The sequence below is a fragment of the Streptomyces sp. OR43 genome, assembly GCF_008042275.1.
GTDB lineage: Bacteria > Actinomycetota > Actinomycetes > Streptomycetales > Streptomycetaceae > Streptomyces.
On record NZ_RDBK01000022.1, the window covers coordinates 370,103 to 392,791 of the forward strand.

The window sequence follows — 22,689 nt, forward strand, 5'->3', positions numbered from 1 at the left end:
GGGAACCCGGTACGGCGCATGCCGAGCGCCCTTCCCTCCGTCCGCCGGAGGGAAGGGCGCTCGGCGTCGTGCGTTCAGCCGGACAGCGGTGGGTCGATCGCCTCGGGAACGGTCGGAAAGACCGGAAGCACGCTGTCGAGGCCCAGCACCCCGATGAGCCGCTCCATGAAGGGGGAGGGTGCGGCGAGCCTCAGGCGGGGCCCCAGCAGTACCTGGCCCTGCAGGAGTGCGTTCACCGTCGTGGAGTCCGCGAAACTCACGTCCGAGAGGTCGACGACCACCGGTCCGTTCCCGTCCTCGGCCGCGCGCTCCAGCGCGGCGCCGAGCGGGGCGATGTTGTCGATGTCGAGGTCGCCGGTCACGGCGAGCACCAGCGCTCCCCGGTCCTGGCGTGGGACGATTCTCATGGCTCTGCCGGGGCTGGGGGATGGAAGCACGGTCACCTCGTGATGCACTGGGTGGCGGGGGAGCGGGTCGGCGTGGTGGACGGCCCGGTGCGAGTCCGTCCCTGCTCGTAGCGGGTGCAGGCCAACGATAGAAGTAATAGTTGCCATTTGACAACATTCTTCGTGGGGCAACAATCTGTACCCCCAACGATCAACGGAAGCACCCTCTCGGAGGAGTGCTCCGGCAACGCGGAAGCAGGGGCTGGGTGAAGCTAGGCGCTGTCCGCGATGTCCTCGCGGAGCCGGTCGGCCGGACTCCGGCCGGCCGTGAGCCGCTGGGACGCTGCCGAGCGGAAGGCGGCGAGCCCTTCGGCGAGCGCCGCCACCTCCGTGGGCTGCATGCGCTCCAGCACGGCCGCGAGTTCCCGCGTGCGGATCGCCCGGTACTCCTCCAGCAGGGCGCGGCCGCGACCGGTCAGCCGCAACTCGACCTCCCGGCGGCTGACCGGACTCGGGTCCCGCTGGACCAGGCCCATGGCCTCCATCCGGTCGCAGAGCCGGCTCACCGACGGAGCGCGCGAGCCCAGCGCCTCACCGAGCGAGCGGAGGTTGCTGCCCTCCTGCTTCTCGATGACCAGCAGGGCACGCAGCTGGGAGGGGGAGACCGTGCCGGGAGGCGCCGCCTCCTGACCTCGGCCCCACAGCACCTCCAGCAGCTCGGCCGCGGCACAGACGTCCCCGGACACCCGCTCAAGGTGGTGGTGAGGTCCGGCGCGGTGGGGCATCCATCCACTCTGTCACCCGGAACCTCCTTCTGTCAGCCCGGCCCCGTCCCTGTCACCCGACGAAGAATGAGCGGAAGACCGTGAACGCCCGTACCGAAATCGAGAGAGCCGTACGCGCCGCCGCACCGCACGCCCTGGTGGAGACGGTGCGGGACGTCCTGTCCAGCGCGTTCGACGCCCGGTCCGTGCAGTTGCTGCTGGCGGACTACGGAATGAGCGTGCTCAAGCCGGTCGGCCCCGAACCGGGGCACGCGCCCACGCTGTCGATGCACAACAGCCCACAGGGCCGTGCCTACGGCAGCCAGCGTCCGCACGAGGAACCGGCCGCCGACGGCGACGGCACCGACCACCACTTCCCCGTGACGGTACGGGGCGAGCGCCTCGGCATCCTCAGCGTCCGCCTCCCGGCCGGGCGCTCCACCCCGCAGGCCATGGACGAGCTGGCGCACATCGCGGACCTGCTGGGCCACGAGATCATCGTCGCCGAGCGGGACACCGACCACTACCAGCGGGCCCGCCGCGTCACCCGGCTCACCCTCGCCGCCGAGATGCAGTGGCAACTGCTCCCCGCCCATGCGTTCACCGCCGCGGAGTACGCCATCGGCGCGCAGCTGGAACCGGCCTACGCCATTCACGGCGACAACTTCGACTGGGCCGCCGACGCCGACCAGCTGATCGTCTCCGTGACCAACGGAATGGGGGAGGGCATACAGGCCTCCCTGCTCACCAACCTCGCGGTGAACGCGCTGCGCAACGCCAGAAGGGCCGGGATCGGCATCGCGGACCAGGCGGCCCTGGCCGATCAGGCACTCTACGACCAGCACCGCGGAGGCGCCCATGTGTCGACCCTGCTGCTGCGCTTCGACCTGGCCACGGGAACGCTCGGTGTGGTGGACGCGGGCTCTCCGCAGCTGTGGCGGCTGCGCGGCAGAACGGTCGCACGCCTGGAACTGGATGCTCAGCTGCCGCTCGGCATGTTCGAGGAGTCGCAGTACGTGGTCCAGAACGTTCAGGTGCTTCCCGGTGACCGGCTTCTGCTCGTCAGTGACGGGGTGTATGACACCGTGTCACCTCTCGGCGAGGCATATGTCGAGCGGGGCCTGGCCAGGGTGATCCTCGGGACGCGACTGCTGCCCGCGGCCTCGGTGCCGGGAGCCGTCCTGCGGGAACTGGCGGACTACCGCGACTCCGACCTGCTCGATGACGCGCTGGTCGTCTGCGTCGACTGGTTCGGCAGACAGAGCGGCGGCTGACACCCCGGCCGGCCACCGGAGGCTGACGCCGCAGCCGCCGCCCACGCGGACGGACCAATCGCTGAACGTGAACTCGGCGGACGGATCAGCTGCTGAGCGTGAACTCGGCGCGGATGCGCTTGCCGACCGGCACCCGCTCGGCCGTCAGCCGGTCGCACAGGGCCACGACGATTTCCATGCCGTGCCCGCCGAGCCGGCTCGGGTCGGGGGAGTAGAAGACCGGGAGCGCGCTGCTGCTGTCGTACACCGTCACGCTCACGCGCTCGGCCGTGCCCTCCAGCTCCAGCAGGTAGGGGCCGTGACTGTAGCGGTCGGCGTTGGTGACCAGCTCGCTCACGGCCAGCATCAGGTCGTTACGTGTGTGTGTGCCGAGCACGGCCATCCACTCGGACACGAGCCGCGCCAGGAACCGGTCGGCCAGGACGCGTGCCTGGGCGATGCACCCGGGCTCGCCGTCGAACACCTCGGCGCTGTGCAGTGTCTCCGTGGGCGGACGGCTTCTCGGGGAGTCGTCCGGCCGGGAGAGGGCCTGTTCGTTCATGTGCTCCAGCCAGGGCGCAGCGGGGGAGGCCGGGACCTCTCTTCTCGCTGGTCGTCTACCCGCGTCGGAAGATCCCACTCCCGGTCATGGTCGGCAGATGTCACGCACGTCCGGGAAGCCGCACCACGGTCACGAAGAACTCGTCGATCTGGCGGACCGCCGCGATGAACTGATCGAGGTCGACCGGCTTCGTGACATAGGCGTTGGCGTGCAGTTTGTAGCTGCGCAGGATGTCCTCCTCGGCGGAGGACGTGGTGAGCACGACCACGGGAATGAGGGAGAGTCCCGGGTCCTGCTTGATCTGCTCCAGCACCTGGCGGCCGTCGTACTTGGGCAGGTTCAGGTCGAGCAGGATCAGATCGGGGCGCGGGGCGTCGGTGTGCTCTCCCCGTCGGTAGAGGAAGTCCAGCGCCTCCTGCCCGTCGCGGACCACATGGAGCGTGTTGCGGATCTTGTTGTCCTCGAACGCCTCGCGCGTCATCAGCTCGTCGCCCGGGTCGTCCTCGACGAGCAGGACCTCGATGGGCTGTACGGGGTTGGTCACGAGGCGTCTCCGGAGATCTCGGCGGGACCGGCCGCACCCTCGGCGGGAGCCGGGGAGCCGTCGGCGGGCAGGCAGAAGTGGATACGGGTGCCCAGGCGGGGTTCGGGATCCAGCCAGATCCGGCCGCCGTGGAACTCGATGATCTTGCGGCAGAGGGCGAGTCCGATGCCCGTGCCGTCGTACTCGTCACGGGCGTGCAGACGCTGGAAGATGACGAAGACCTTCTCGGCGAACTCCGGGGCGATCCCGATGCCGTTGTCCGTCACGGTGAAGTGCCAGTCGTCCTCCTCCCGCACACAGCCGACGGTGACGACGCACGGCGCGTCCGGGCGCCGGAACTTCACCGCGTTGCCGATCAGGTTCTGCCAGATCATCGCGAGCGTCGTCGCGTCGCCGTGCACCTCGGGAAGCGTGTCCTCACGCACGACCGTGGTTCCCGACTCCTCGATGACCAGCGCCAGATTGGCAAGGCCCCGGTCCAGCGAGCGGTCGAGATCGACGGCGCTCCAGCTGTCATGGACCCGGCCCACGCGGGAGAAGGTGAGCAGATCGTTGATGAGTACCTGCATGCGTTTGGCACCGTCGACCGCGAAGTCGATGTACTGCTTGCCGCGCGCGTCCAGCTCGGTCCCGTACCGCTTGTCCAGCAGCTGGCAGAACGACGCGACCTTCCGCAGCGGTTCCTGGAGGTCGTGCGAGGCGACGTAGGCGAACTGCTCCAGCTCCGAGTTGGACCGGCGCAGTTCCTCGGCCTGCTGCGCCAGCAGTTCCTCACGCTCCTGTGCGGCGTCGAGTTCCTCGACCAGCCGGCAGCGCATGTCCTCGACCGCGGCGGACACCGCCCGTACGTCGGAGGGCCCGGGCACGTCGATACGGCGCCGGAAGGTGCCGGACCGCACATGGCGGGAGGCCTCGGCCAGGGCGTTGAGCGGCCGTCCCACCACCCGCTGCAGCAGCAGGCTGAGGGCGATCACGCACACGACGAAACAGGCCACGAGCGTGAGCAGTGCGCGGTCGCGGGTGGAACGGGCGTCGTTGAGCTCGCCGCGCGCGCGGTCCCGGGCGGTGTCGAGATGGGACTGCTGCGCCGAGTAGAGCCCGCGCAGTGTGTCGAAGGCGGCCTTGCTCCCGGCGGTCCGGGCGGACGAGCGGCCCTGTGGCCCGTCGCGGCGGACCGCGGCGATCAGCGGTTCGGCGTGCTCCTTGCGCCACTGCGCCGAGGCGGCGGCGATCCGGTCCAGATCGCGGTCGTACGGGTCGCCGGCCCCCATGGCGTCACGGACCCGCGCCAGGCGCCGCTGCTCGTCGCGTTTGCCGCTCGCGTACGGCTGCAGGAAAGAGGGGTCGCCGGTGAGGGCGTAGCCGCGGACCCCGGTCTCCTGGTCGAGCAGCGCGTTCTGCAACTGGAAGGAGGCGGACCTGGCCGGCTGGATGCGGTCCACCAGTTCGGTGGTCCGGTCGGATATGGAGGCCAGGACGAGTCCGCCGACCACCAGACAGCCGCACACGACCAGGACGAAGCAGCCCAGGATCAGATGGACCCAGTTCTGGACCGACAGCCGTGCCAGCCTGCCCGGCCGCTGCGGGGCGTCGGTGGATGGGTCAGTGCTCATGAGGGGTCCGCTTCCAGCCGAGATGCAGCACGGCGACGTCATCGGCGAGGCCCCCGTATGGAGCCGCTCCTTCGGTGGCACCGGCGACCAGGGCGTCGACGAACGCCCGGGCCGGCAGACCGGCCCGGGCCCTGGCCATGGCGAGCAGGCCCTCCTCGCCCAGGCGGGAGTCCGGTCCGGTGCGCCCCTCGAACAGGCCGTCGGTGAACAGCACGAGGCCGGTGCCGGGCGCCAGGGCGTGGTCGGTCGAGGCCCACTGACCGTGGCCGGGCAGCAGTCCGAGGGCGATGCCGCCCTCCGGCTCCACCCACTCGATGGCCGTGCCCCGGCGCAGCAGGAGTCCCGGGTGTCCCGCCCTGACGATCCGGACGAGGTCGCCGCCGGGCGGGAAGACGAGTGAGGTGACGGTCGCGAAGACATGGGGGTCGGAACGCTCGGCGACGAGTATCTCCTCGAGGAGAGCCAGCTGTTCCAGCTCATCGGTGCCGCACAGGACCGCGGTGCGCCAGGCGACTCTCAGACAGACCCCGAGTGCGGCCTCGGCCGCGCCGTGCCCGGACACGTCGCCGATCACGGCGTGGACGGTGCCGTCGGGTCGCTGGACCACGTCGTAGAAGTCGCCGCTGAGCAGCCCGTGGGCCCGGCCCGGCTCGTAGCGGGCGACCGCTTCGAAACCGTCGTCGTTCAGCAGCGGTACGGGCAGCAGCCCGCGTTCGAGACGGGCGTTCTCCTGCGCCATGAGCTGATTGGCGCGCAGCGCCGCGGCCGCCCGTTCGACCTGCTTGCGCTGGAGGGCGTAGCGGACGGCCCGCGACAGCGCCTGCGGATCGAGCCGTCCCTTGACGAGGTAGTCCTGCGCACCGGTGGCCACGGCGTCGAGCCCCGCCTCGGCCTCCGCCAGACCCGTCAGCACCACGATGGCGGCGTCCGGGGTGGTCTCCACGATCTGGGTGACGGCGCGCAGGCCGTGTACATCCGGAAGATGCAGGTCCAGCAGGACGCAGACGGGCGTGCGATGACCGCGCAGGAAGGTCAGCGCCTCGGTCAGGCTCTTGCACCAGGTGAGCGCGGAGTCCAGCTCGCCGTCGGCGAGCATCTCCTCGACCAGCAGGGCGTCGCCCGCGTCGTCCTCGACCAGGAGAATGGCGGCGTTGACGTCCCAGACGGAGGGTCGGCCCTCCGATGACGAGCCGGTCTGCACCGGAAACGCTGCCCCGAGCGGGTGCCCGACATGGGAGCCCATGCGCATCTCAGCCACGCCTCACCTTCTCGTCGCGCCCGAGCGGGCCGCCCGTCGTCGCCCCGCAGCATATGTGAACGACGCCCGCACCCGTGCTGCCGGGCTGCGCCGGCCATGCGCGCGGGCGTCCGGGGACCGGGCGGGTTCAGCCCGGGCGGATGTCGCCGGTGAGCTTCTCCGGTCCCGGCAGATCGTGCGGAGTGATGCCGACGACCCCGGACACCGCGTCGAGGTCCGCTCCCGCGCATACGGCGCGTACGGGCGCCCCGCAGCAGTACGGCAAGGCGGACTGGGTCCGCTTCCGCGCGTACCGCTTCCCGTTCGGCATCCGGGCGGGCGGCGTCCGCTTTCCGGTTCGGCATCCGGGCGGGCGGCCCGCTTCCGCGTCCCGCAGCCGGTGCACGGCCGGTTTCGGAGGAGACAGGTCCATGGGCCGGGATGCGCCCACGCGCCGGGGTCAGGCTTCTACGGACATCCCGGCGCGCAACTGCTTGATGATGCGCGCGATCAGCCGGGACACGTGCATCTGCGACACCCCGAGTTCGGCGCCGATCTGGGACTGCGTCATCTCCTGGCCGAAGCGCATCCGCACGATCAGTCGCTCGCGGTCGTCGAGCTCCTCCAGCAGCGGTGCCAGCGTGTGGAGGTTTTCGACGGTCTCCATCCCGGGATCGGCCTCGCCGATCACGTCGGCGTACGACCGCTTGTCGGTACCGGAATCGGTCTCCGCCGAGGGGGTGTCCAGGGACCCGGCCGCGTAGCCGTTGGATGCGACGAGCCCTTCGATGATCTCTTCCTCGGGCAGATCGAGGAGTGCGGCCAGCTCCTTGACCGTCGGGTCGCGGTCCAGCTCCGCGGAGAGCTGCTCCTTCGCCTTGGCGAGATCGACCCGCAGCTCCTGGAGCCGGCGCGGTACGTGCACGGCCCAGGTGGTGTCCCGGAAGAAGCGCTTGATCTCCCCGACGATGTAGGGGATGGCGAAGGTCGAGAACTCGACGTCGCGCGAGAGGTCGAACCGGTCGATGGCCTTGATCAGCCCGATCGTGCCGACCTGGATGATGTCCTCGGTGTCGTCGCCGCCGCGGTTGCGGAACCGTGAGGCGGCGTAGCGCACCAGCGAGAGATTCATCTCGATGAGGGTGTTGCGCGCGTACTGGTACTCGTGCGTGCCTTCTTCGAGCACCTGGAGACGGTCGAGGAACAGCTTCGACAGAGCACGCGCGTCCTTCGGGGCCACCTTGCCGGTGTCCTCGATCCACGGCAGGTCCGAAGCTCCCGCGCCGTCCCGTCCGGGCAGCGTGCCTGCGGGGCCGCCAAGGATGGTGCCGGTCTGCTCCGTCGTGCTCGTCGTCATGTCGCCCCTCCACGTTGCCAAGTGCGTCGGAGGTCGTGTGCCCCGCGACGGCGAAGTCATGCCAACCAGGTGCGATTCTCTTTCCTCGGCGGTGGCGGCGCCGGGCCGGTCGCCGGTGAACCCGCCCGTGGCACCCGAATGGAGCAGTGTCCCGAGCATGGCAAACTTGACGAGGGCGTTCGGCCCGCAGTGCGGCGGCTTTGCGCAGAAGCCCGCGGCCGGATCTCAGCCCGTGGATGTCAGTCCTCGTGAGCCCGGCTCGGTGGCGCGCCACGGCCCGCCGAGAGAATCCGGCGGCACAAGCAACAGAGGAACGGCAATGACGGTGACAGAGGACAGCCCGGAGATCGCGCCCGGGATCGAGGAGTTCGGTCCCGGTATCGACCCGGAGCGGCTGGCCGTCTGCCTGGGTGTGCTCGACGAGCTCGATTCCATCGAGGTCGACCACCCGGACGCCATCGCGGTGCGCCGTGCCACCGCCGGTGTCTACCGCACCGTGAAGCAGCGCCGCCGCCAGGAGCGCCGCGCCGCGAAGACCGCACACGACAAGGCCGTGACCGAGGCGACCGCGACCGGTTCGGCCGAGCGCATCGACGACGAGACCCAGGGCGTGCTGCCCTCGTCCTCCGCCGCCTCCGAGATCGCCGGCGTCCTCCAGCGGCCGAGGTCCTGCTACATCTGCAAGACGCGGTACGTCGAGGTCGACGCCTTCTACCACCAGCTCTGCCAGGACTGCGCCCGCGAGAACCGCGCCCGGCGCGACGCGCGCACCGACCTCACCGGCCGCCGGGCCCTGCTCACCGGCGGGCGCGCCAAGATCGGCATGTACATCGCGCTGCGACTGCTCCGCGACGGCGCGCACACCACGATCACCACCCGCTTCCCCAACGACGCGATCCGCCGTTTCAAGGCGATGCCGGACAGCGACGACTGGATCCACCGCCTGAAGATCGTCGGCATCGACCTGCGCGACCCGGCCCAGGTCGTCGCGCTGGCCGACTCGGTGGCCGCCGAGGGCCCGCTGGACATCCTGATCAACAACGCCGCACAGACGGTCCGCCGCTCTCCGCAGGCGTACAGCGAACTGCTCGGCGCCGAGTCCGCCCCGCTGCCCGCGGGTGAGCTGCCGGCCGCCGAGGTGATCGGCACCTTCGGCAGTGGCACCGTCGACCGCGTGGCCGCGCTGCCCGCCGCCCGCAAGGAGGGGCTGAGCGCGCAGGACGTCACCGAGCTCGCCCTGGTCACCGGGTCGGCGTCGCCGGCGCGCATCGCCGCGGGCACCGCGATCGACGCGGGAGGGCTCGTCCCGGACCTGCACCACACCAACAGCTGGATCCAGACAGTCGACGAGGTCGAACCGATCGAGCTGCTGGAAGTCCAGCTCTGCAACTCCACCGCGCCGTTCATCCTGATCAGCAGGCTCCGCCCGGCGATGGCCGCGACCGCCGCCAAGCACTCCTACGTGGTCAACGTCTCCGCGATGGAAGGCGTGTTCGGCCGCGGCTACAAGGGTGCGGGCCACCCGCACACCAACATGGCGAAGGCCGCGCTGAACATGCTGACCCGCACCAGCGCCCAGGAGATGTTCGAGAAGGACGGCATCCTGATGACCGCCGTCGACACCGGGTGGATCACCGACGAGCGCCCGCACCCCGACAAGATGCGGCTTGCCGAGGAGGGCTTCCACGCCCCGCTGGACCTGGTCGACGGCGCCGCGCGCGTCTACGACCCGATCGTCCGCGGCGAGGCCGGCGAGGCGATGTACGGCTGCTTCCTGAAGGACTACGCGCCGGCCAACTGGTAGCACTCCGCGGCGCGGGTGCCGCGTTCGGTCGCCGACCCGGCCCGTGAAGTCCTGCGGGCCGGGTCTTTTCGCTGCATCGTGGCTGAAAGTGACCCAGGGCACACGTTCCATCGAGCACAGGCGCGCTCATTTGGTTACTCTGAGGGGAACGGACGCCACCAAGGGATCCACGAAGGTTCCTCGGCCGTCCTGGGACAGGCCCGTCAACCGGGCCGCCGTCCCGCCCCGTACCGGCGCCACCGCGACCGAACAGATCCTGCCCTGCCCCGCACCATGGCGGTCGGCCACCGGTTATGACGCCGGAACGTCGGACACGCCGGGGGCTACGCGACACAAAGGAGTGCGCGGTGACGACACCAGAACTGACGAAGCACGACCAGCGAACGGCCGAACGGCACGGAGAGCGGGCCCGCAGGCCCGAGAAGCTCCGGAACATCGAGGTGTGGGCCAGGTCCGCCCCGATCCGGCTGGCCGGCTACGAGGACGACCTCGCCGAGCCGCACATCCTGCCGGGCGTCGACTGAGTGCTTCCTGTCCGAGCTCCGGCCCGTACCCCGCACAGGGGCGGGGCCGGAGCTCGGTCGTTCCCTCCGGCTCGGAGCGGTCAGAAGACCGCGTTCGCCACAGCGGCCCCGGCGAAGGAGAGCCCCACGCCCGCGCAGACGGTGAGGAGCAGGTATCCCGCCGCCAGGCCCACCCGGCGGGCGGACGTCAGGGTGAGCAGTTCGTAGGAGAACGTCGACCACGTCGACAGAGCTCCGCAGAACCCCGTGGCGAGGAGCAGGTTCAGCCGGGTTCCCAGTTCGCCGTCCGTCGCCGCCTCCGCGACGAATCCGAGAATCAGGGCGGCACCGGCGTTGGCCGCGAAGGTGCCCCACGGGAAGGCGGTGTGGAGGCGGAACTTCGCGTCCACACCGAGCAGATAGCGCAGCGGAGCTCCCACGAGCCCGCCGGCGAGTACGAGCAGCCAGTCGGTCATCGGGCGTCGCCCCTTGCCGGGTAGGGGCGCCCGAAGGCGGCATGGGCGGCGAACGCGCCCGCGGTCACCGCGGCCAGCGCGGCCACCACGGTCAGCAGCAGGCAGCCGACCGCGTAGCCCGGCTGATGGTCGTCGAACAACTCCCGCACGTTGTCCGTGTAGTGCGAGAACGTCGTGAACCCACCCAGCACACCGGTGCCCAGCAGCGGACTGATCAGCCGGGGCGCATCGGGGAAGCGCAGCTTCAGGGTGACCATCAGGACACCCATCAAGAAGCATCCCACCGTGTTGACCAGCAGGATCGTCCACGGGAAGGCCGAGGTGCCGGTCGGCCAGAGGCGCTCGGCGCCGTACCGGGCGGCGGCCCCGGCCGCGCCGCCGACCGCGACGGCCGCCACGACGGACAGCTGTACGCCAGGGTGATGGTCGGGGTGGCTGCGGCGGTGCAACTCCATCTTGATCGGCATCCCGTGAATCTACGGAGCCTGACGCCTCCGGCCGGCCGTAGCGCGCAGGCGGCAGTGGCACGCATACCTGACTGGGCCAACCCAACAGCCACACAGCGCGACAGGTCGATGACCCTGTGTCTTGATGGGTGGAGATTCGGTTCTTCCTGCCCGTAGGCCGGAAGAACCTCCGCTGCCGAGTCGCTGGAGCCAGCCTTGTCCCTCGCCGAGCCGGAAATCGTCCGGCGGCTGGAGAAACGACAGCCGTTCGCTTACATGCTTGCCTCCCTGCGGGGCGTCGGGCAGGTCGACCTCCAGCCCGCCCTGCTGACCGGCGCGGCGATCCTCGTCGCGCTCTGGGTGTCGGGCTGGGAGAACGGGCTCTTCGCCACCCTCGGCACGCTGATCGCCACCGCGACGGCCTACGCGCTCGGTGTCGACCGCGCGGGTATCGCGGCCGGCCTCCAGGGATACGCGGGCTGCCTCACGGGCATCGCCCTCTTCTCCTCCCTGGGCAACCACCCGGCCACCTATGTCCTGACCGTCGTCGGCGCCATCATGTGCACCCTTCTGATGGCCGCCCTGGGCACGTTCCTCACCCCCTTCGGACTCACCCCGCTGACCGCACCCTTCTGCCTGGTCTCCGGAGTCATGGTGCTGGGAGCCCCCTCGTTCGAGCGGGTCTGGCACGGTGCCCCGGCCGCGGTCTCCAGCACGACCAGTGGGGACACCGGACTGTCGTGGAACGATCTCTGGCACGCCTTCTTCAACAACGTCTCGCAGATCTTCCTGATCGAGAGCTGGTACGTCGGGCTGATCATGCTCGTCGGACTCGCCCTGGCCGGGCTGCGCGTCGTTCTCTACGCGGCGGCCGGAAGCGTGATGGGGATCGTCGCCGCCTGGGCGCTGGGCGCACCCACGGCGCTGATCGCCAACGGCATCTACGGATACAACGCGGTGCTCGTGGCCATCGCCATCGGCGCCGTCTTCATGGCCAACAACGTCTGGACGGGGGTCTACGCACTGTTCGGCGCGGCGGCGACCACCGGCCTCACCGCGTCGCTGACGTCCTTCTTCAAATCGTTCGGCGGCCACACCTTCACCTGGCCGTTCATCCTCACCACCTGGGTGTTGATGGCGGCCGTACCCCTGCTGCCGCGCCTGCGCCGGAGCGAGTAACCGCTCCAGCAGGCACCGGACCTCCTGCCCTCAGCCCGTACATCACCGAGGAAGGTACTGACGATGAACCTCGCACCTCGCGAGATCGACAAACTGCTGGTCTACGTGGTGGCCGACCTGGCACGCAAGCGCCAGGGCCGCGGCCTCAAGCTCAACTACAGCGAGTCGGTCGCGCTGATCACCGAGGCGATCCTCGAAGCGGCCCGTGACGGCAAGAGCGTCGCGGACTGCATGGAGCTGGGCCGCCATGTCGTGGGCGAGAGCGACACCATGGACGGTGTACGGGAGATGCTCGGGCTGCTGCAGGTCGAGGCGTCCTTCGTGGACGGGACCAAACTCGTGTCCTGCCACGACCCCATCGGCGGCTGACCCGTGGCCGAGCCCGTCGCCGTCATCGCCGTGTGCGGTCACGAAGCCGCCCATGGGCGCGCGCTGGACGGCGTCGTGGACACCGGGGTCAGCATCGTGTCGAGCGGGCGCGAACTGTTCCGGAGCATCGCCGCGCACGGACGCCGGAACGCGGAGACCGTCGTCGTTCCCATGACGCTCGGCCGCGATCCCGAACTCGTCGCGGACACCGCCCGCACGCTGCGCGCCGTACCCGCGGGAGAGCGCGGCACCACCGTGCTCGCGGAGCCGTTCGGCACCTCCCAGCATCTGGTCGCGTGGCTCCGGGCGGCTGCGGGCCGGGTGCCCGAGACCTCCGCGCTGCTGCTCACCGCACCGTCCGGCGATCCGTTCGAGGACGCCGAGCTCTACCGGATCGCCGCGCTCGTACGGCGCTACGGCCGGGGCGGCCTCGTCGAGGTGGCGTTCACCGGGGGAGACCCGGACCCGGCCGAGGGCATCCGGCGCTGCCGGCTGCTCGGCGCGCAGCGGGTGGCGCTGGTCCCAGCCGCGTTCGCGCTGCCCGAGGTGCCCGAGGTGCCCGAGGCGGAAACGCTGCCCGTCGACCGGGTGGGTCCGCTCATTCCGGCGTCGGCACTGCGACGCGTCCTCGGCGAGCGGGTCGCCGACGCCCGACGGCGCTGGCGCGAGCACGCGGACGACGGCGTCGCGGCCGGCCTGACCGCGGCGCAGAACCACGGCCACTCCCACACCCACCCGCCCGGCGAGGGACACGACCACGAGCACGGTCACTCCCACGGCCCGGGCCACGCGCACGAGCACGGTCACGCCTCGGGCCACGTGCACGACCACGGCCCGGGCCACGAACACGAACACGGCCACGACCGCGATCCGGGCCACCCGCACGAGCATGGCCCCGGCCCCCTGCACACGCACCACCACCCGTCCGCCCCAGGCGCGGACCGAGTCATCAGGAGCATCGCATGACGTTCCGTCAGAAGTATCTGTACGGCAAGGGCCCCATCGAGCTCAACGCGGGCCGCCGCACGGTGAAGCTCACCGTGAGCAACACCGGTGACCGCGCCGTACAGGTCGGTTCCCACTACCACTTCTTCGAGGTCAACTCGGCCTTGTCGTTCGACCGCCAGAAGGCGCTCGGTATGCACCTCAACATCGCCGCCGGAACCTCGGTGCGGATCGAGCCCGGCGGCTCGCGCGAGGTGGAGCTGTGCGCGTACGGCGGCACCGGGCGGCTCGTCGGCTTCAGCGGACTGCTCAACGGCAGCCTCGCCTCCCACCCCGCCCGCGTCGAGGCCGTCCGCCGGGCCATCGAGCAGGGATTCGCGGGAGCGCAGGGCGGTTCTGACGCCAAGCCCCAGCGCGCCACCAAGGAATCCAAGGGCTCCAAGGCCACCAACGAAAAGAAGAAGGGTTCGCGCTGATGCCCATCCTGCCCCGCAAGCAGTACACCGACATGTTCGGCCCGACGGTCGGCGACCGGTTCCACCTCGCCGACACCAACCTCATCGTCGAGGTCGAGAAGGACTACAGCGAGGGCCAGTACGGCGACGAGGTCCTCTACGGCGGCGGCAAGACCATGCGCGACGGCATGGCCTCCGACCCGCAGGCCACCGCTGCCCAGGGCGCGCTCGACACCGTCATCACCAACGTGGTCGTCATCGACCCGATGGTCGGCGTCGTCAAGTGCGACATCGGCATCAAGGACGGCTTCATCGTCGGCATCGGCAAGTCCGGCAACCCGCAGACGCAGAACAGCGTCGACCCGGACCTGGTCATCGGACCGGGCACGGAGGCCATCGCGGGCGAGCACCTCATCGCCACCGCGGGCGCCATCGACACCCATGTCCACCTGATCGCCCCGCAACAGGCCGAGCAGGCGCTGACCAACGGCATCACCACGCTGATCGGCGGTGGCACCGGTCCCTCGGACGGTTCCAACGGCACGACCTGTACCCCCGGCCCGTACAACATCGGCAAGCTGCTCCAGGCCGCCGAGACCATGCCGGTCAACCTCGGCATCATGGGCAAGGGCAACGGCAGCCTGCCGGAGGCGCTCAACGAGCAGGTCGTCGCCGGTGCCTGCGGGCTCAAGGTCCATGAGGACTGGGGCGCGACCCCGGCCGTCATCGACAACGCGCTGAACGTCGCCGACCGGTACGACGTCCAGGTCTCCATCCACACGGACAGTCTGAACGAGGGCGGCTTCTTCGAGGACACCCGCTCCGCGATCGACGGCCGGGCCATCCACACCTTCCACAGCGAGGGCGCGGGCGGCGGCCACGCACCCGACATCCTGCGCATCGCCGGCGAGCCGAACGTCCTGCCGTCCTCCACCAACCCGACGCTGCCGTACACCGTGAACTCGGTGGACGAGCTCCTCGACATGGTCATGGTCTGTCACCACCTCAGCCATGACATCCCCGAGGACGTGTCCTTCGCCGACAGCCGGGTCCGGGCCGAGACGATCGCCGCGGAGTCGGTGCTGCACGACCTCGGTGTGATCAGCATCTTCTCCTCCGACTCCCAGGCCATGGGCCGCATCGGTGAGTCCGTCACCCGCGCCTTCCAGACCGCGCACCACTGCAAGGACAAGCTGGGCACGCTGGAGGGCGACTCGGCCCGCAACGACAACCAGCGGGTGCTGCGCTATCTCGCCAAGGTCACCATCAACCCGGCGATCGCCTCGGGCATCTCCGACCACGTGGGCTCGATCGAGAAGGGCAAGCTCGCCGACATCGTGCTCTGGCCCATCCACTCCTTCGGTGCCAAGCCGAAGATGGTGATCAAGGGCGGCATCATCTCCTGGGCCCAGATGGGCGACCCCAACGCCTCGCTGCCGACCCCGCAGCCCGTCATCTACCGGCCGATGTTCGGCCAGTACGGCAAGGCGATGCAGGCGACCCACGCCACCTTCATGTCCCAGGCGGCCATCGCCGCCGGGGTCCCGGCCGAACTCGGCCTGGAACGCACGGTCCTGCCGGTGCGCCGCACCCGCACCATCGGCAAGCACAACATGGTCCGCAACGACGCCCTGCCCGAGATCAAGGTCGACCCGGAAACGTTCAAGGTCACGCTCAACGGCAAGGTCGCCACCATCGACCCGGCCGAGAAGCTGCCCCTCAACCACCTCTACTTCCTGGTCTAGGGCCGATGTACCGCGATGAGGGCGACTCCGTCAACGACACCGTGGCCGCGGTGAACGGCACCGGTACGAGTACGGGAACGGGCTCCGGCACAGGGCTGGGACCGCTGATGGTCAGCCTCCAGCTGACCGACTCCGCGTTCCCCAGCGGCTTCTACACGCTGTCGCACAGCCTGGAGGGGTTCGCGCAGGCCGGGGCCGTCGACCCCGGCAGCCTGCCACTCCTGCTGGAGGACCTGCTGCTGCACGGTGTCGGTCCCGCCGATGCCACCGCGCTCGCCCTCGCCCACCGCGCGACGGCGGCCGGTGACCCGGCGGCCGTCGTCCGGATCGACGAGCATCTCCTGGCCACCAAACTGGGCCGGGAGATGCGCCAGGCCGCCACCCGGACCGGACGCCAGCTGCTGGACCTGGGCCAGGAGGTCTTCGGCCAACCGGAGATCGGCGACTACTTCGACCGCGTCGTACGGCGTGAGGCCCCCGGAACGCAGGCAGTGGCCGCAGGAGTCATCTACGCGGCGACGGGCGTTCCGGTCCGGCAGGCCGTCGCCGCGGACCTGTTCGCCTTCTGCGTCAGCTTCGCGGGCGCCGCCCTGCGGCTCCGGCTGACCGACCACCGTACGACGCAGACCCTGATCCGGGGCGCCGCACCCGTCATCGAGAAGACCGTCGAGGCCGCGCTGCGGCGCGAGCTCGACGACGTCGGCGCCACCGTCTTCGCCTCGGACATCATGTCGGGCCGTCATGAACGCGCCGAGGCCCGGCTCTTCGCCAGCTGAAACCCACCCCCGAACCCCCGAACCCCACAGGGAGCAGCACCATGGACGACAACGTACTGCGGGTCGGCATCGGCGGACCGGTCGGATCCGGCAAGACCGCGCTCATCGAGGCGCTGGTGCCGATGCTGATCGAACGCGGTCACCGCCCCGCCGTCATCACCAACGACATCTACACCCAGGAGGACGCCCAGCACGTCCGCCGCACGCTGGCCGGGGTCCTGGAACCCGAGCGGGTCGTCGGCGTCGAGACGGGGGCCTGCCCGCACACCGCCGTGCGCGACGACCCCACGATGAACCTGGCGGCCGGCGCGGAGATGCTGGAGCGCTTCCCGGACACCGACACGCTCCTCTACGAGTCCGGCGGCGACAACCTCACGCTGACCTTCAGCCCGGCGCTGGTGGACCTCTTCATCTTCGTCCTGGACACGGCGGAGGGCGAGAAGATGCCCCGCAAGCGCGGACCCGGCATCACCGACTCCGACCTTCTCGTCATCAACAAGATCGACATCGCGAAGTACGTACGCACGGACATCGACGTCATGGAGTCCGACGCACACCGGGTACGCGACAACCGCCCCGTCGTCCTCACCGACTGCCTCACCGGCCAGGGCATCGACGACATCGCCGTGTACCTCGAATCGCGCCGCAAGGTGCTGATCTGACATGCCGCTCGCCCCGTACCGGCCCCGGGCCGACCGGCTCGCCGAGAAGTACTACACCGCGGTCCGCGTCCCCCCGGACGTGGCGGCCCTGGCCTCCGTGCCGGACACGCTCGCCCCGGGCTCCCCGGCCAAGGTCGGCATCCTCGACCTGGCCTTCGCGGTACGGGGCGAGCGCACCGAACTCGTCGAGCGTTTCCAGAAGACACCCCTGCAGATCATGCGGCCGCTGTGGATCGACCCCGAACTGCCCGGCATGAGCTACGTCTACATGATGGCGACCGGCGGCGGAATCGCCCAGGCCGACCGCTACCGGATGGACTTCCGCTGCGGCCCGGACACCCAGGTCCACCTGACCACCCAGGCCGCCACCAAGGTCTTCCGGATGGAACACGACTACGCGAGCCAGCGCGTGCACCTGACGGCCGAGGCCGGGAGCTACGTCGAATACCTGCCTGACCCGTTGATCCCGTTCAAGGACGCCCGCTTCTACCAGCGGACCGAGGTCGTCGTCGCCCCGGGCGCCACCGTCGTCGTCGGTGACACGTTCACCGCGGGACGGCTCGCCCGCGGTGAACGGCACGCCTACCGGGTGCTCGCCACCGACCTGCACATCAGCCGGCCCGACGGCACGCTGCTCGCTGTGGACACCCTGCGCCTGGCACCCGGACGAAGCGGCGAGGGAGTCCTGGGACCCGGTGTGTTCGCCGGTCACGACCACGTCGCCTCACTGTTCGCCGTGACCGACCGCGTCCCCGCCACCGAACTCGCCGACGCCCTGCACGACGCGCTCGCGGAGCTCGGTGTCCTGTACGGGGTGAGCGTCCTGCCCCGGGACTGCGGAGCGTGGGTGCGGGTGCTGGACGACAGCCCGATCCGGACCGCCGCCGCGCACGAGGCCGTCCGCCAGGCCGTCCGCCGCCTGCTCACCGGTCACCCGGCCCCCGACCTGCGCAAGCCCTGACCCCCCACCGACCCACACGAGGATCCGCCGATGAACACCGCTCCCGCGCCGATGCCGGCCGCGTACGACTCCGGGGACACCGCCTGGCTCCTCGCCGCCACCGCCATGGTGCTGTTGATGACGCCGGGCCTCGCCTTCTTCTACGGCGGCATGGTGCGCACCCGCCATGTGCTCATGATGATCAAGATGAGCTTCGCCGCGCTGGCGTTCGGCACCCTCGTCTGGTGGGTCATCGGCTACACGCTGGCGTTCGGACCCGATGTCGGAGGCGCCGGGATCATCGGGAACCTCGACCACGTGTTCATGCACGACATCGAGCTGAACACGCTGACCGGGGCGATCCCCACCTACGTCTACAGCACCTTCCAGATGGGCTTCGCCATCATCACGGTGGCGCTGGTCAGCGGCTCGATCGCGGACCGCGCGACGATGAGGGGCTGGCTCGTCTTCGTCGTGCTGTGGCTGCTCATCGTCTACATCCCCATCGCGCACTGGGTGTTCGACACGGACGGCTGGATCGTGAAGCATCTCGGCGCCCTGGACTTCGCCGGCGGTCTGCCCGTGGAACTCAACTCCGGCGTCGCCGGTCTGGCCGTCGCCCTCGTCCTGCGCGCGCCGCGCGACTTCGCCCGCCGCGAGGAGCGCCCCAACAACATTCCGCTCGTGGTCATCGGCGTGGGCCTCCTCTGGTTCGGCTGGTTCGGCTTCAACTCCGGTTCCGCGCTGACCGACCAGGGCACCGCGGCCGCGGCGTTCATCAACACCCAGCTCGGGGCGGCCGGAGCCATGGTCACCTGGCCGCTGGTGGAGAAGTGGCGCACCGGCAAGGTCACCACCATGGGCGTCGTCTCGTCCGCCGTCGCGGGCATGGTCGCCATCACCCCGGCCTGCGGTGAGATCGACACGCTCGGCGCCGTCATCACCGGTCTCGTCGTCGGCGCGGTCTGCGCCTTCGCGATCACGCTCAAGTTCCGCTTCAACGTGGACGACACGCTCGACGTGGTGGGCGTGCACGGCGTCGGAGGGCTGATCGGCCTGATCATGGTCGGACTCTTCGCCACCGCCCGCATCAGCGGCAAGGAGGGGCTCTTCTACGGAGGCGGCTGGGGGCTGCTCGGCAAGCAACTCGTCGCCATCGTCTCCGTGATCGCGTTCTCGTTCATCCTCACCTGGCTCATCGCCAAGGCGGTGGACCTGACGGTCGGATTCCGTGCCAAGGAGGAGTACGCCTACGTCCCCGGCGAGGAGGAGGAGCGCGCGTACGACTTCCAGACCGCCGAGCGGCTCGGCGCCCTGGTCTCCGGCAAGCCGGCGTCCGAGGACGACGAACTCGTCCAGCAGATCAGCTCGTTGCTTCGCTCCCGCGAGGGCGGCCGGTAGCCGGGCCCGGCGGGGTCGGGCGCAGGAACTCCCGCACGTAGGTGCGGTGCCACCAGCACCCGGTGGCCCGCAGTTCGCGCCAGGTCGTGTACCGGTAGCGGTACACCCCGGCGCGGACGTGCGCCGGCGGCTGACTGGGGAACGGGTTGTACCGCAGCAGCCGCAGCGTGTCCCGGTCGTTCTCCAGCAGCCGCTCCACGAACGGCCCGAACCAGGGACGGGCGTACGCGGGCGAGAGCGCCGCGAACCACATCATCCAGTCGAGCCGCAGATGGTACGGGGCGAACTGGCGCGGCAGCCGGCGCGGATCGCCGGGCTTGCCCCGGAAGCCGTACTCCCGCCAGACCGTGCCCGGGTGGATCACCGGCTCGTCGGTCCCCTCGACCACCACCTCCATTCGGACGCGGCTGATGCTGCCGAAGGCGCCGTACGTGTTGACCAGGTGCAGCGGGTCGAAGGACCGGTTCATGATCTGCCGGCGCGACACGAGGTTGCGCGCCGGGCGATAGCTGAGGACGACGACCAGGGCCGTGACGGCGAAGACCACCACCTCGTACCAGAGCGGCGCGCCGGCCTGCGCGGGCGGCTCGGCGACCGGGGACCAGTCCACGGCAGACAGGGCGAGGGTGATCGTCAGCCAGTTGAGCCAGGCGAAGTTGCCCGACAGCACCAGCCACAGCTGCGTGAGGATCATCAGCCCCGCCGCCGCGCTCGCCACCGGTTGCGGGGTGAACAGCAGCACCGGCACGAGGAGCTGGGTCACATGGTTGGCCGCCACCTCGGCTCTGTGCAGGGGGCGGGGGAGGTGGTGGAAGAACCAGCTCAGCGGGCCCGGCATCGGCTGGGTCTCGTGGTGGAAGTACAGACACGTCAGCTTGCGCCAGCACGCGTCGCCGCGGATCTTGATCAGCCCGGCGCCGAACTCCACCCGGAACAGCACCCAGCGCAGCAGCCACAGCACGAGCACCGGCGGCGCCGTGTGCGCGTTGCCGAGGAAGACGGCGAGGAACCCCGTCTCCAGGAGCAGCGACTCCCAGCCGAAGCCGTACCAGGTACCACCGACCTGCACGATCGACAGGTACAGCGCCCAGGGCAGGGCCCACAGGACCATCGCACCCCACAGCGGTACCAGACGGTCCGCGCCGGCCAGCAGCGCGACGGCGAGCGCACAGCCGGACCAGGCGACCACGGCGAAGAAGCGGTCGGAGTAGTGCAGGCGGAACACGCCCGGGGCGGTGCGCCAGCCCGTTCGGCGCAGGAGCTCGGGGGCGGGCAGCATGCCGCGCTCGCCGATCAGCGCCCGGAACTGGAGCGCGGCGGTGAGGAAGGCGGTCAGATAGATGACGGCCAGGGCCTTCTGGAAGAGGAGCCGGCCGAGCCAGTACCCGTCTGCGGTGAACCAGTCCATCGCTTCCAGTATCGGCCCGTGTCTCCGCGGCGTCTCACTCCAGTGGTGCGTGTCCCTCCCTGACGATCCGGCGCAGTGTGCCGCCGAGCCGGCGCGCGTACCAGCGCTGGGCCATGGGCACGAGCGGTCCGGCGAGGCGGGTGTACCAGCGGACGGGCCGGCTGAACGCCATCACGGTGAAGGAGACCGTGCCGTCCTCGGTCAGCTCGGCGACGAAGGACTCCTCGCCGCACTCGGGGTGGCGGGCGAGCGTTCCGTACGCGAACCCGATGCGCTCGGGACCGTACTCGGCCCAGACGACCCGGCACGGCGCCGTGAACCGCAACGGGCCGGCCTCCAGCGCCACCCGAACGGACGCACCGGGCTCGGCGCGCGGTGCGGAGGCCCTGACCCGGACCCCTGAGGAGCGGTGCATGCGGAACTCGGTGATCGCGGCACCGGCGGCCTCGAAGTCGGCGCGGCCGCGTCCGACCGGGGTCCGGTGGTGCAGGTGGTGGTAGCCGTCGGGGAGCGGGCCGAGCCGGGTGGCGCCCGCCTCGGGATACGTGAGCGTGTTCATGCGGTCCTTCCTTCATGGGTGGTGGGGTGGTTCAGGCGCTGCCAGGCAAGCACCGAGCAGAGGGCGAAACCCAGCGCGTTGCCCACGCCGTGTGTGGCGGCCATCCAGGTCAGGGTGGGGTGGGGGATGCCGGTGGCCTCGCCCAGCGCCCAGCTCAGCGCCAGCACCATGGTCGCCGCGAGCACGGCGGCCGAGGTGGCGAGCAGCAGTCCGGTGGTCCGGTCGCGGGCCCCGGGCCGGACCGTGCGCCAGGTCAGGAGAGCGACGGTCCACATGCCTGCTGTCAGGACCACTGCCCCCGCCAGTTCGGCCCAGTCGCCGATGAAGTAGCCGGTCAGGACGAGCACGGTGCCCAGCGGAACGCTCAGCGCCGCGAACCGCCCCGCCGCGCTGTCGACCACGCGGCCGACCAGCCCAGCGACCAGAGCGGCGGCGAATCCGGCGAAGTGGAAGTGCGGCACGGTCAGCGCCAGGATCCCGAGGCCGAAGCCGAACAGCGGACGCCCCGAGCGCTCGGCGACCAGCGCGACGGCGGCGACGGCCGGGGTCAACAGGGCGGTGAGCAGCGCGATCTCGGCGGGTGCCGTGCGCCACGAAAGCAGCGGATCCGGGCGCCGCACGATACGGGCCAGGGCACGCAGGGCGAGGAGTACGGCGCCCAGTCCGTAGCCGAGGGCCAGGACGGTGGCGCAGGGTCCGCGCGGCAGCCAGAGGGCAACGCCACCCGGCACGGCGAAGACCGGCCACAGCCGCCGGATCCGGTCCAGGTCGGGGGCATCCGCCAGCCGCAGTCCGGCGGGCACGATCACCAGCATGCCCAGCATCACGATCAGACCCACCAGGACCGACATCGTTCAGCCCCCCCTTCTTGAACACGTTCAAGTGATGACGGGGCTGACTCTAGAGGCTTTCTTGAACGCGTTCAAGGCGGTGGCTGTGCGACATCCCGAAAGCGCGGGCACAGCGTGCGGCTCCGGCTTGCGGGGGAAGGGGAACTGCGGCAGACATGAGAGGACCACCAGCGACCGGTGACCAGGCAGGAGTCCTCTTCGTGCACGCACCGATACGTATGCGCCGCGCCGTGCTCGCCGTACTGTCCACCGGCATTCTCGTCACCGCGGGCTGCGGCCGGGAGGCCGGGGGCGGGGGACCCGGCACCGAAGGAACGGCGGACGCCGGCGAGGTGCTCCTCCAGCCGGCCGCCGCGCAGGGGCCCGATCCCTTCACCAGGTCCACGGTGGAACCGGCCGGTGCCGCGCCGACCGCGCCCCGCACGACCCCGCCCAGAACGACCCCGCCCAGAAC

Annotated in this window: 25 protein-coding genes and 1 pseudogene; 13 read left to right on the forward strand and 13 right to left on the reverse strand. The window is 70.5% G+C overall.

Features of this window, described 5'->3' with window-relative positions; all coding sequences use genetic code 11:
* Positions 1-74: 74 nt before the first annotated feature.
* Positions 75-407, reverse strand: coding sequence for an STAS domain-containing protein (locus EAO72_RS11485; protein WP_148017154.1), 333 nt, complete (start codon positions 405-407; stop codon positions 75-77).
* A gap of 251 nt (positions 408-658) precedes the next feature.
* A complete protein-coding gene (locus EAO72_RS11490) occupies positions 659-1,171 on the reverse strand; it encodes a MarR family winged helix-turn-helix transcriptional regulator (protein ID WP_148017155.1) in 513 nt (170 codons plus the stop codon).
* Between the two features lie 80 nt (positions 1,172-1,251).
* Between EAO72_RS11490 and EAO72_RS11495 the strand changes: the two genes are divergently transcribed.
* Positions 1,252-2,424 carry a PP2C family protein-serine/threonine phosphatase gene (locus tag EAO72_RS11495; RefSeq protein ID WP_187285007.1) on the forward strand — a complete coding sequence of 391 codons (1,173 nt, stop codon included), beginning with the start codon at positions 1,252-1,254 and terminating at the stop codon, positions 2,422-2,424.
* Between the two features lie 85 nt (positions 2,425-2,509).
* Here the strand turns inward: EAO72_RS11495 and EAO72_RS11500 are convergent, their stop codons facing one another.
* The 6 genes from EAO72_RS11500 to EAO72_RS11525 all read right to left on the reverse strand — a co-directional run bounded on the left by EAO72_RS11500 (position 2,510) and on the right by EAO72_RS11525 (position 7,716).
* Positions 2,510-2,965 (reverse strand): ATP-binding protein, encoded by a 456-nt coding sequence (locus EAO72_RS11500; RefSeq protein ID WP_148017156.1) that lies wholly within the window; start codon positions 2,963-2,965, stop codon positions 2,510-2,512.
* Positions 2,966-3,065: 100 nt separating this feature from the next.
* Complete coding sequence (locus EAO72_RS11505) at positions 3,066-3,509, reverse strand: response regulator (protein ID WP_148017157.1); 444 nt, start codon at positions 3,507-3,509, stop codon at positions 3,066-3,068.
* Positions 3,506-5,122: a sensor histidine kinase gene (locus EAO72_RS11510; RefSeq protein WP_148017158.1), complete on the reverse strand. Its 1,617-nt coding sequence runs from the start codon at positions 5,120-5,122 to the stop codon at positions 3,506-3,508. Before EAO72_RS11510 ends, EAO72_RS11505 begins: the two co-directional genes overlap by 4 nt.
* Positions 5,112-6,371 carry a PP2C family protein-serine/threonine phosphatase gene (locus EAO72_RS11515; protein ID WP_148017239.1) on the reverse strand — a complete coding sequence of 420 codons (1,260 nt, stop codon included), beginning with the start codon at positions 6,369-6,371 and terminating at the stop codon, positions 5,112-5,114. Before EAO72_RS11515 ends, EAO72_RS11510 begins: the two co-directional genes overlap by 11 nt.
* Before the next feature lie 136 nt (positions 6,372-6,507).
* Positions 6,508-6,792 carry a hypothetical protein gene (locus EAO72_RS11520; protein WP_148017159.1) on the reverse strand — a complete coding sequence of 95 codons (285 nt, stop codon included), beginning with the start codon at positions 6,790-6,792 and terminating at the stop codon, positions 6,508-6,510.
* 27 nt (positions 6,793-6,819) lie between these two features.
* The gene (locus tag EAO72_RS11525) at positions 6,820-7,716 is read right to left on the reverse strand and encodes an RNA polymerase sigma factor SigF (RefSeq protein ID WP_148017160.1); all 897 of its coding nucleotides are present in this window, start codon (positions 7,714-7,716) and stop codon (positions 6,820-6,822) included.
* Between the two features lie 319 nt (positions 7,717-8,035).
* On the opposite strand from EAO72_RS11525, the gene EAO72_RS11530 reads away from it, so the two are divergent.
* Together EAO72_RS11530 and EAO72_RS41920 are read left to right on the forward strand one after the other, a co-directional pair.
* Positions 8,036-9,520, forward strand: coding sequence for an SDR family NAD(P)-dependent oxidoreductase (locus EAO72_RS11530; protein WP_148017161.1), 1,485 nt, complete (start codon positions 8,036-8,038; stop codon positions 9,518-9,520).
* Between the two features lie 347 nt (positions 9,521-9,867).
* The gene (locus tag EAO72_RS41920) at positions 9,868-10,044 is read left to right on the forward strand and encodes a hypothetical protein (RefSeq protein ID WP_187285008.1); all 177 of its coding nucleotides are present in this window, start codon (positions 9,868-9,870) and stop codon (positions 10,042-10,044) included.
* Positions 10,045-10,124: 80 nt separating this feature from the next.
* Here the strand turns inward: EAO72_RS41920 and EAO72_RS11535 are convergent, their stop codons facing one another.
* Both EAO72_RS11535 and EAO72_RS11540 read right to left on the reverse strand, forming a co-directional pair.
* Positions 10,125-10,499, reverse strand: coding sequence for a fluoride efflux transporter FluC (locus EAO72_RS11535; RefSeq protein ID WP_148017162.1), 375 nt, complete (start codon positions 10,497-10,499; stop codon positions 10,125-10,127).
* On the reverse strand, positions 10,496-10,966 hold the full coding sequence (locus EAO72_RS11540; protein WP_148017163.1) for a fluoride efflux transporter FluC: 471 nt from the start codon (positions 10,964-10,966) through the stop codon (positions 10,496-10,498). Before EAO72_RS11540 ends, EAO72_RS11535 begins: the two co-directional genes overlap by 4 nt.
* A 195-nt stretch (positions 10,967-11,161) precedes the next feature.
* On the opposite strand from EAO72_RS11540, the gene EAO72_RS11545 reads away from it, so the two are divergent.
* The 9 genes from EAO72_RS11545 (at position 11,162) to EAO72_RS11585 (ending at position 19,417) form a co-directional block, all read left to right on the forward strand.
* Positions 11,162-12,124, forward strand: coding sequence for an urea transporter (locus tag EAO72_RS11545; protein WP_148017164.1), 963 nt, complete (start codon positions 11,162-11,164; stop codon positions 12,122-12,124).
* A 63-nt stretch (positions 12,125-12,187) separates the two neighbouring features.
* Complete coding sequence (locus EAO72_RS11550) at positions 12,188-12,493, forward strand: urease subunit gamma (RefSeq protein WP_148017165.1); 306 nt, start codon at positions 12,188-12,190, stop codon at positions 12,491-12,493.
* A 3-nt stretch (positions 12,494-12,496) separates the two neighbouring features.
* A complete protein-coding gene (locus EAO72_RS11555; RefSeq protein ID WP_148017166.1) occupies positions 12,497-13,459 on the forward strand; it encodes a cobalamin biosynthesis protein CbiX in 963 nt (320 codons plus the stop codon).
* Positions 13,456-13,914 carry an urease subunit beta gene (locus tag EAO72_RS11560; RefSeq protein WP_148017167.1) on the forward strand — a complete coding sequence of 153 codons (459 nt, stop codon included), beginning with the start codon at positions 13,456-13,458 and terminating at the stop codon, positions 13,912-13,914. The genes EAO72_RS11555 and EAO72_RS11560 overlap by 4 nt, the downstream gene beginning before the upstream one ends.
* On the forward strand, positions 13,914-15,638 hold the full coding sequence (gene ureC / locus EAO72_RS11565) for an urease subunit alpha (protein WP_148017168.1): 1,725 nt from the start codon (positions 13,914-13,916) through the stop codon (positions 15,636-15,638). Before EAO72_RS11560 ends, ureC begins: the two co-directional genes overlap by 1 nt.
* Before the next feature lie 5 nt (positions 15,639-15,643).
* The gene (locus tag EAO72_RS11570; protein WP_148017169.1) at positions 15,644-16,414 is read left to right on the forward strand and encodes an urease accessory protein UreF; all 771 of its coding nucleotides are present in this window, start codon (positions 15,644-15,646) and stop codon (positions 16,412-16,414) included.
* A gap of 41 nt (positions 16,415-16,455) precedes the next feature.
* Positions 16,456-17,076: an urease accessory protein UreG gene (gene ureG, locus EAO72_RS11575; protein ID WP_148017170.1), complete on the forward strand. Its 621-nt coding sequence runs from the start codon at positions 16,456-16,458 to the stop codon at positions 17,074-17,076.
* A 1-nt stretch (position 17,077) separates the two neighbouring features.
* Positions 17,078-18,037: an urease accessory protein UreD gene (locus tag EAO72_RS11580; protein WP_148017171.1), complete on the forward strand. Its 960-nt coding sequence runs from the start codon at positions 17,078-17,080 to the stop codon at positions 18,035-18,037.
* A gap of 30 nt (positions 18,038-18,067) precedes the next feature.
* On the forward strand, positions 18,068-19,417 hold the full coding sequence (locus tag EAO72_RS11585; RefSeq protein ID WP_148017172.1) for an ammonium transporter: 1,350 nt from the start codon (positions 18,068-18,070) through the stop codon (positions 19,415-19,417).
* Here the strand turns inward: EAO72_RS11585 and EAO72_RS11590 are convergent.
* The 3 genes from EAO72_RS11590 to EAO72_RS11600 are packed head-to-tail and all read right to left on the reverse strand — an operon-like array spanning position 19,380 to position 22,235.
* The gene (locus EAO72_RS11590) at positions 19,380-20,825 is read right to left on the reverse strand and encodes a lipase maturation factor family protein (RefSeq protein WP_148017173.1); all 1,446 of its coding nucleotides are present in this window, start codon (positions 20,823-20,825) and stop codon (positions 19,380-19,382) included. The genes EAO72_RS11585 and EAO72_RS11590 overlap by 38 nt on opposite strands.
* A 34-nt stretch (positions 20,826-20,859) precedes the next feature.
* Positions 20,860-21,384 (reverse strand): DUF1990 family protein, encoded by a 525-nt coding sequence (locus tag EAO72_RS11595; protein WP_148017174.1) that lies wholly within the window; start codon positions 21,382-21,384, stop codon positions 20,860-20,862.
* Positions 21,381-22,235: a YndJ family protein gene (locus tag EAO72_RS11600; protein WP_148017175.1), complete on the reverse strand. Its 855-nt coding sequence runs from the start codon at positions 22,233-22,235 to the stop codon at positions 21,381-21,383. The genes EAO72_RS11595 and EAO72_RS11600 overlap by 4 nt, the downstream gene beginning before the upstream one ends.
* A gap of 200 nt (positions 22,236-22,435) precedes the next feature.
* Here EAO72_RS11600 and EAO72_RS41925 point away from each other — a divergent pair.
* A pseudogene (locus EAO72_RS41925) lies at positions 22,436-22,689 on the forward strand (DUF6777 domain-containing protein); the annotation flags it as partial.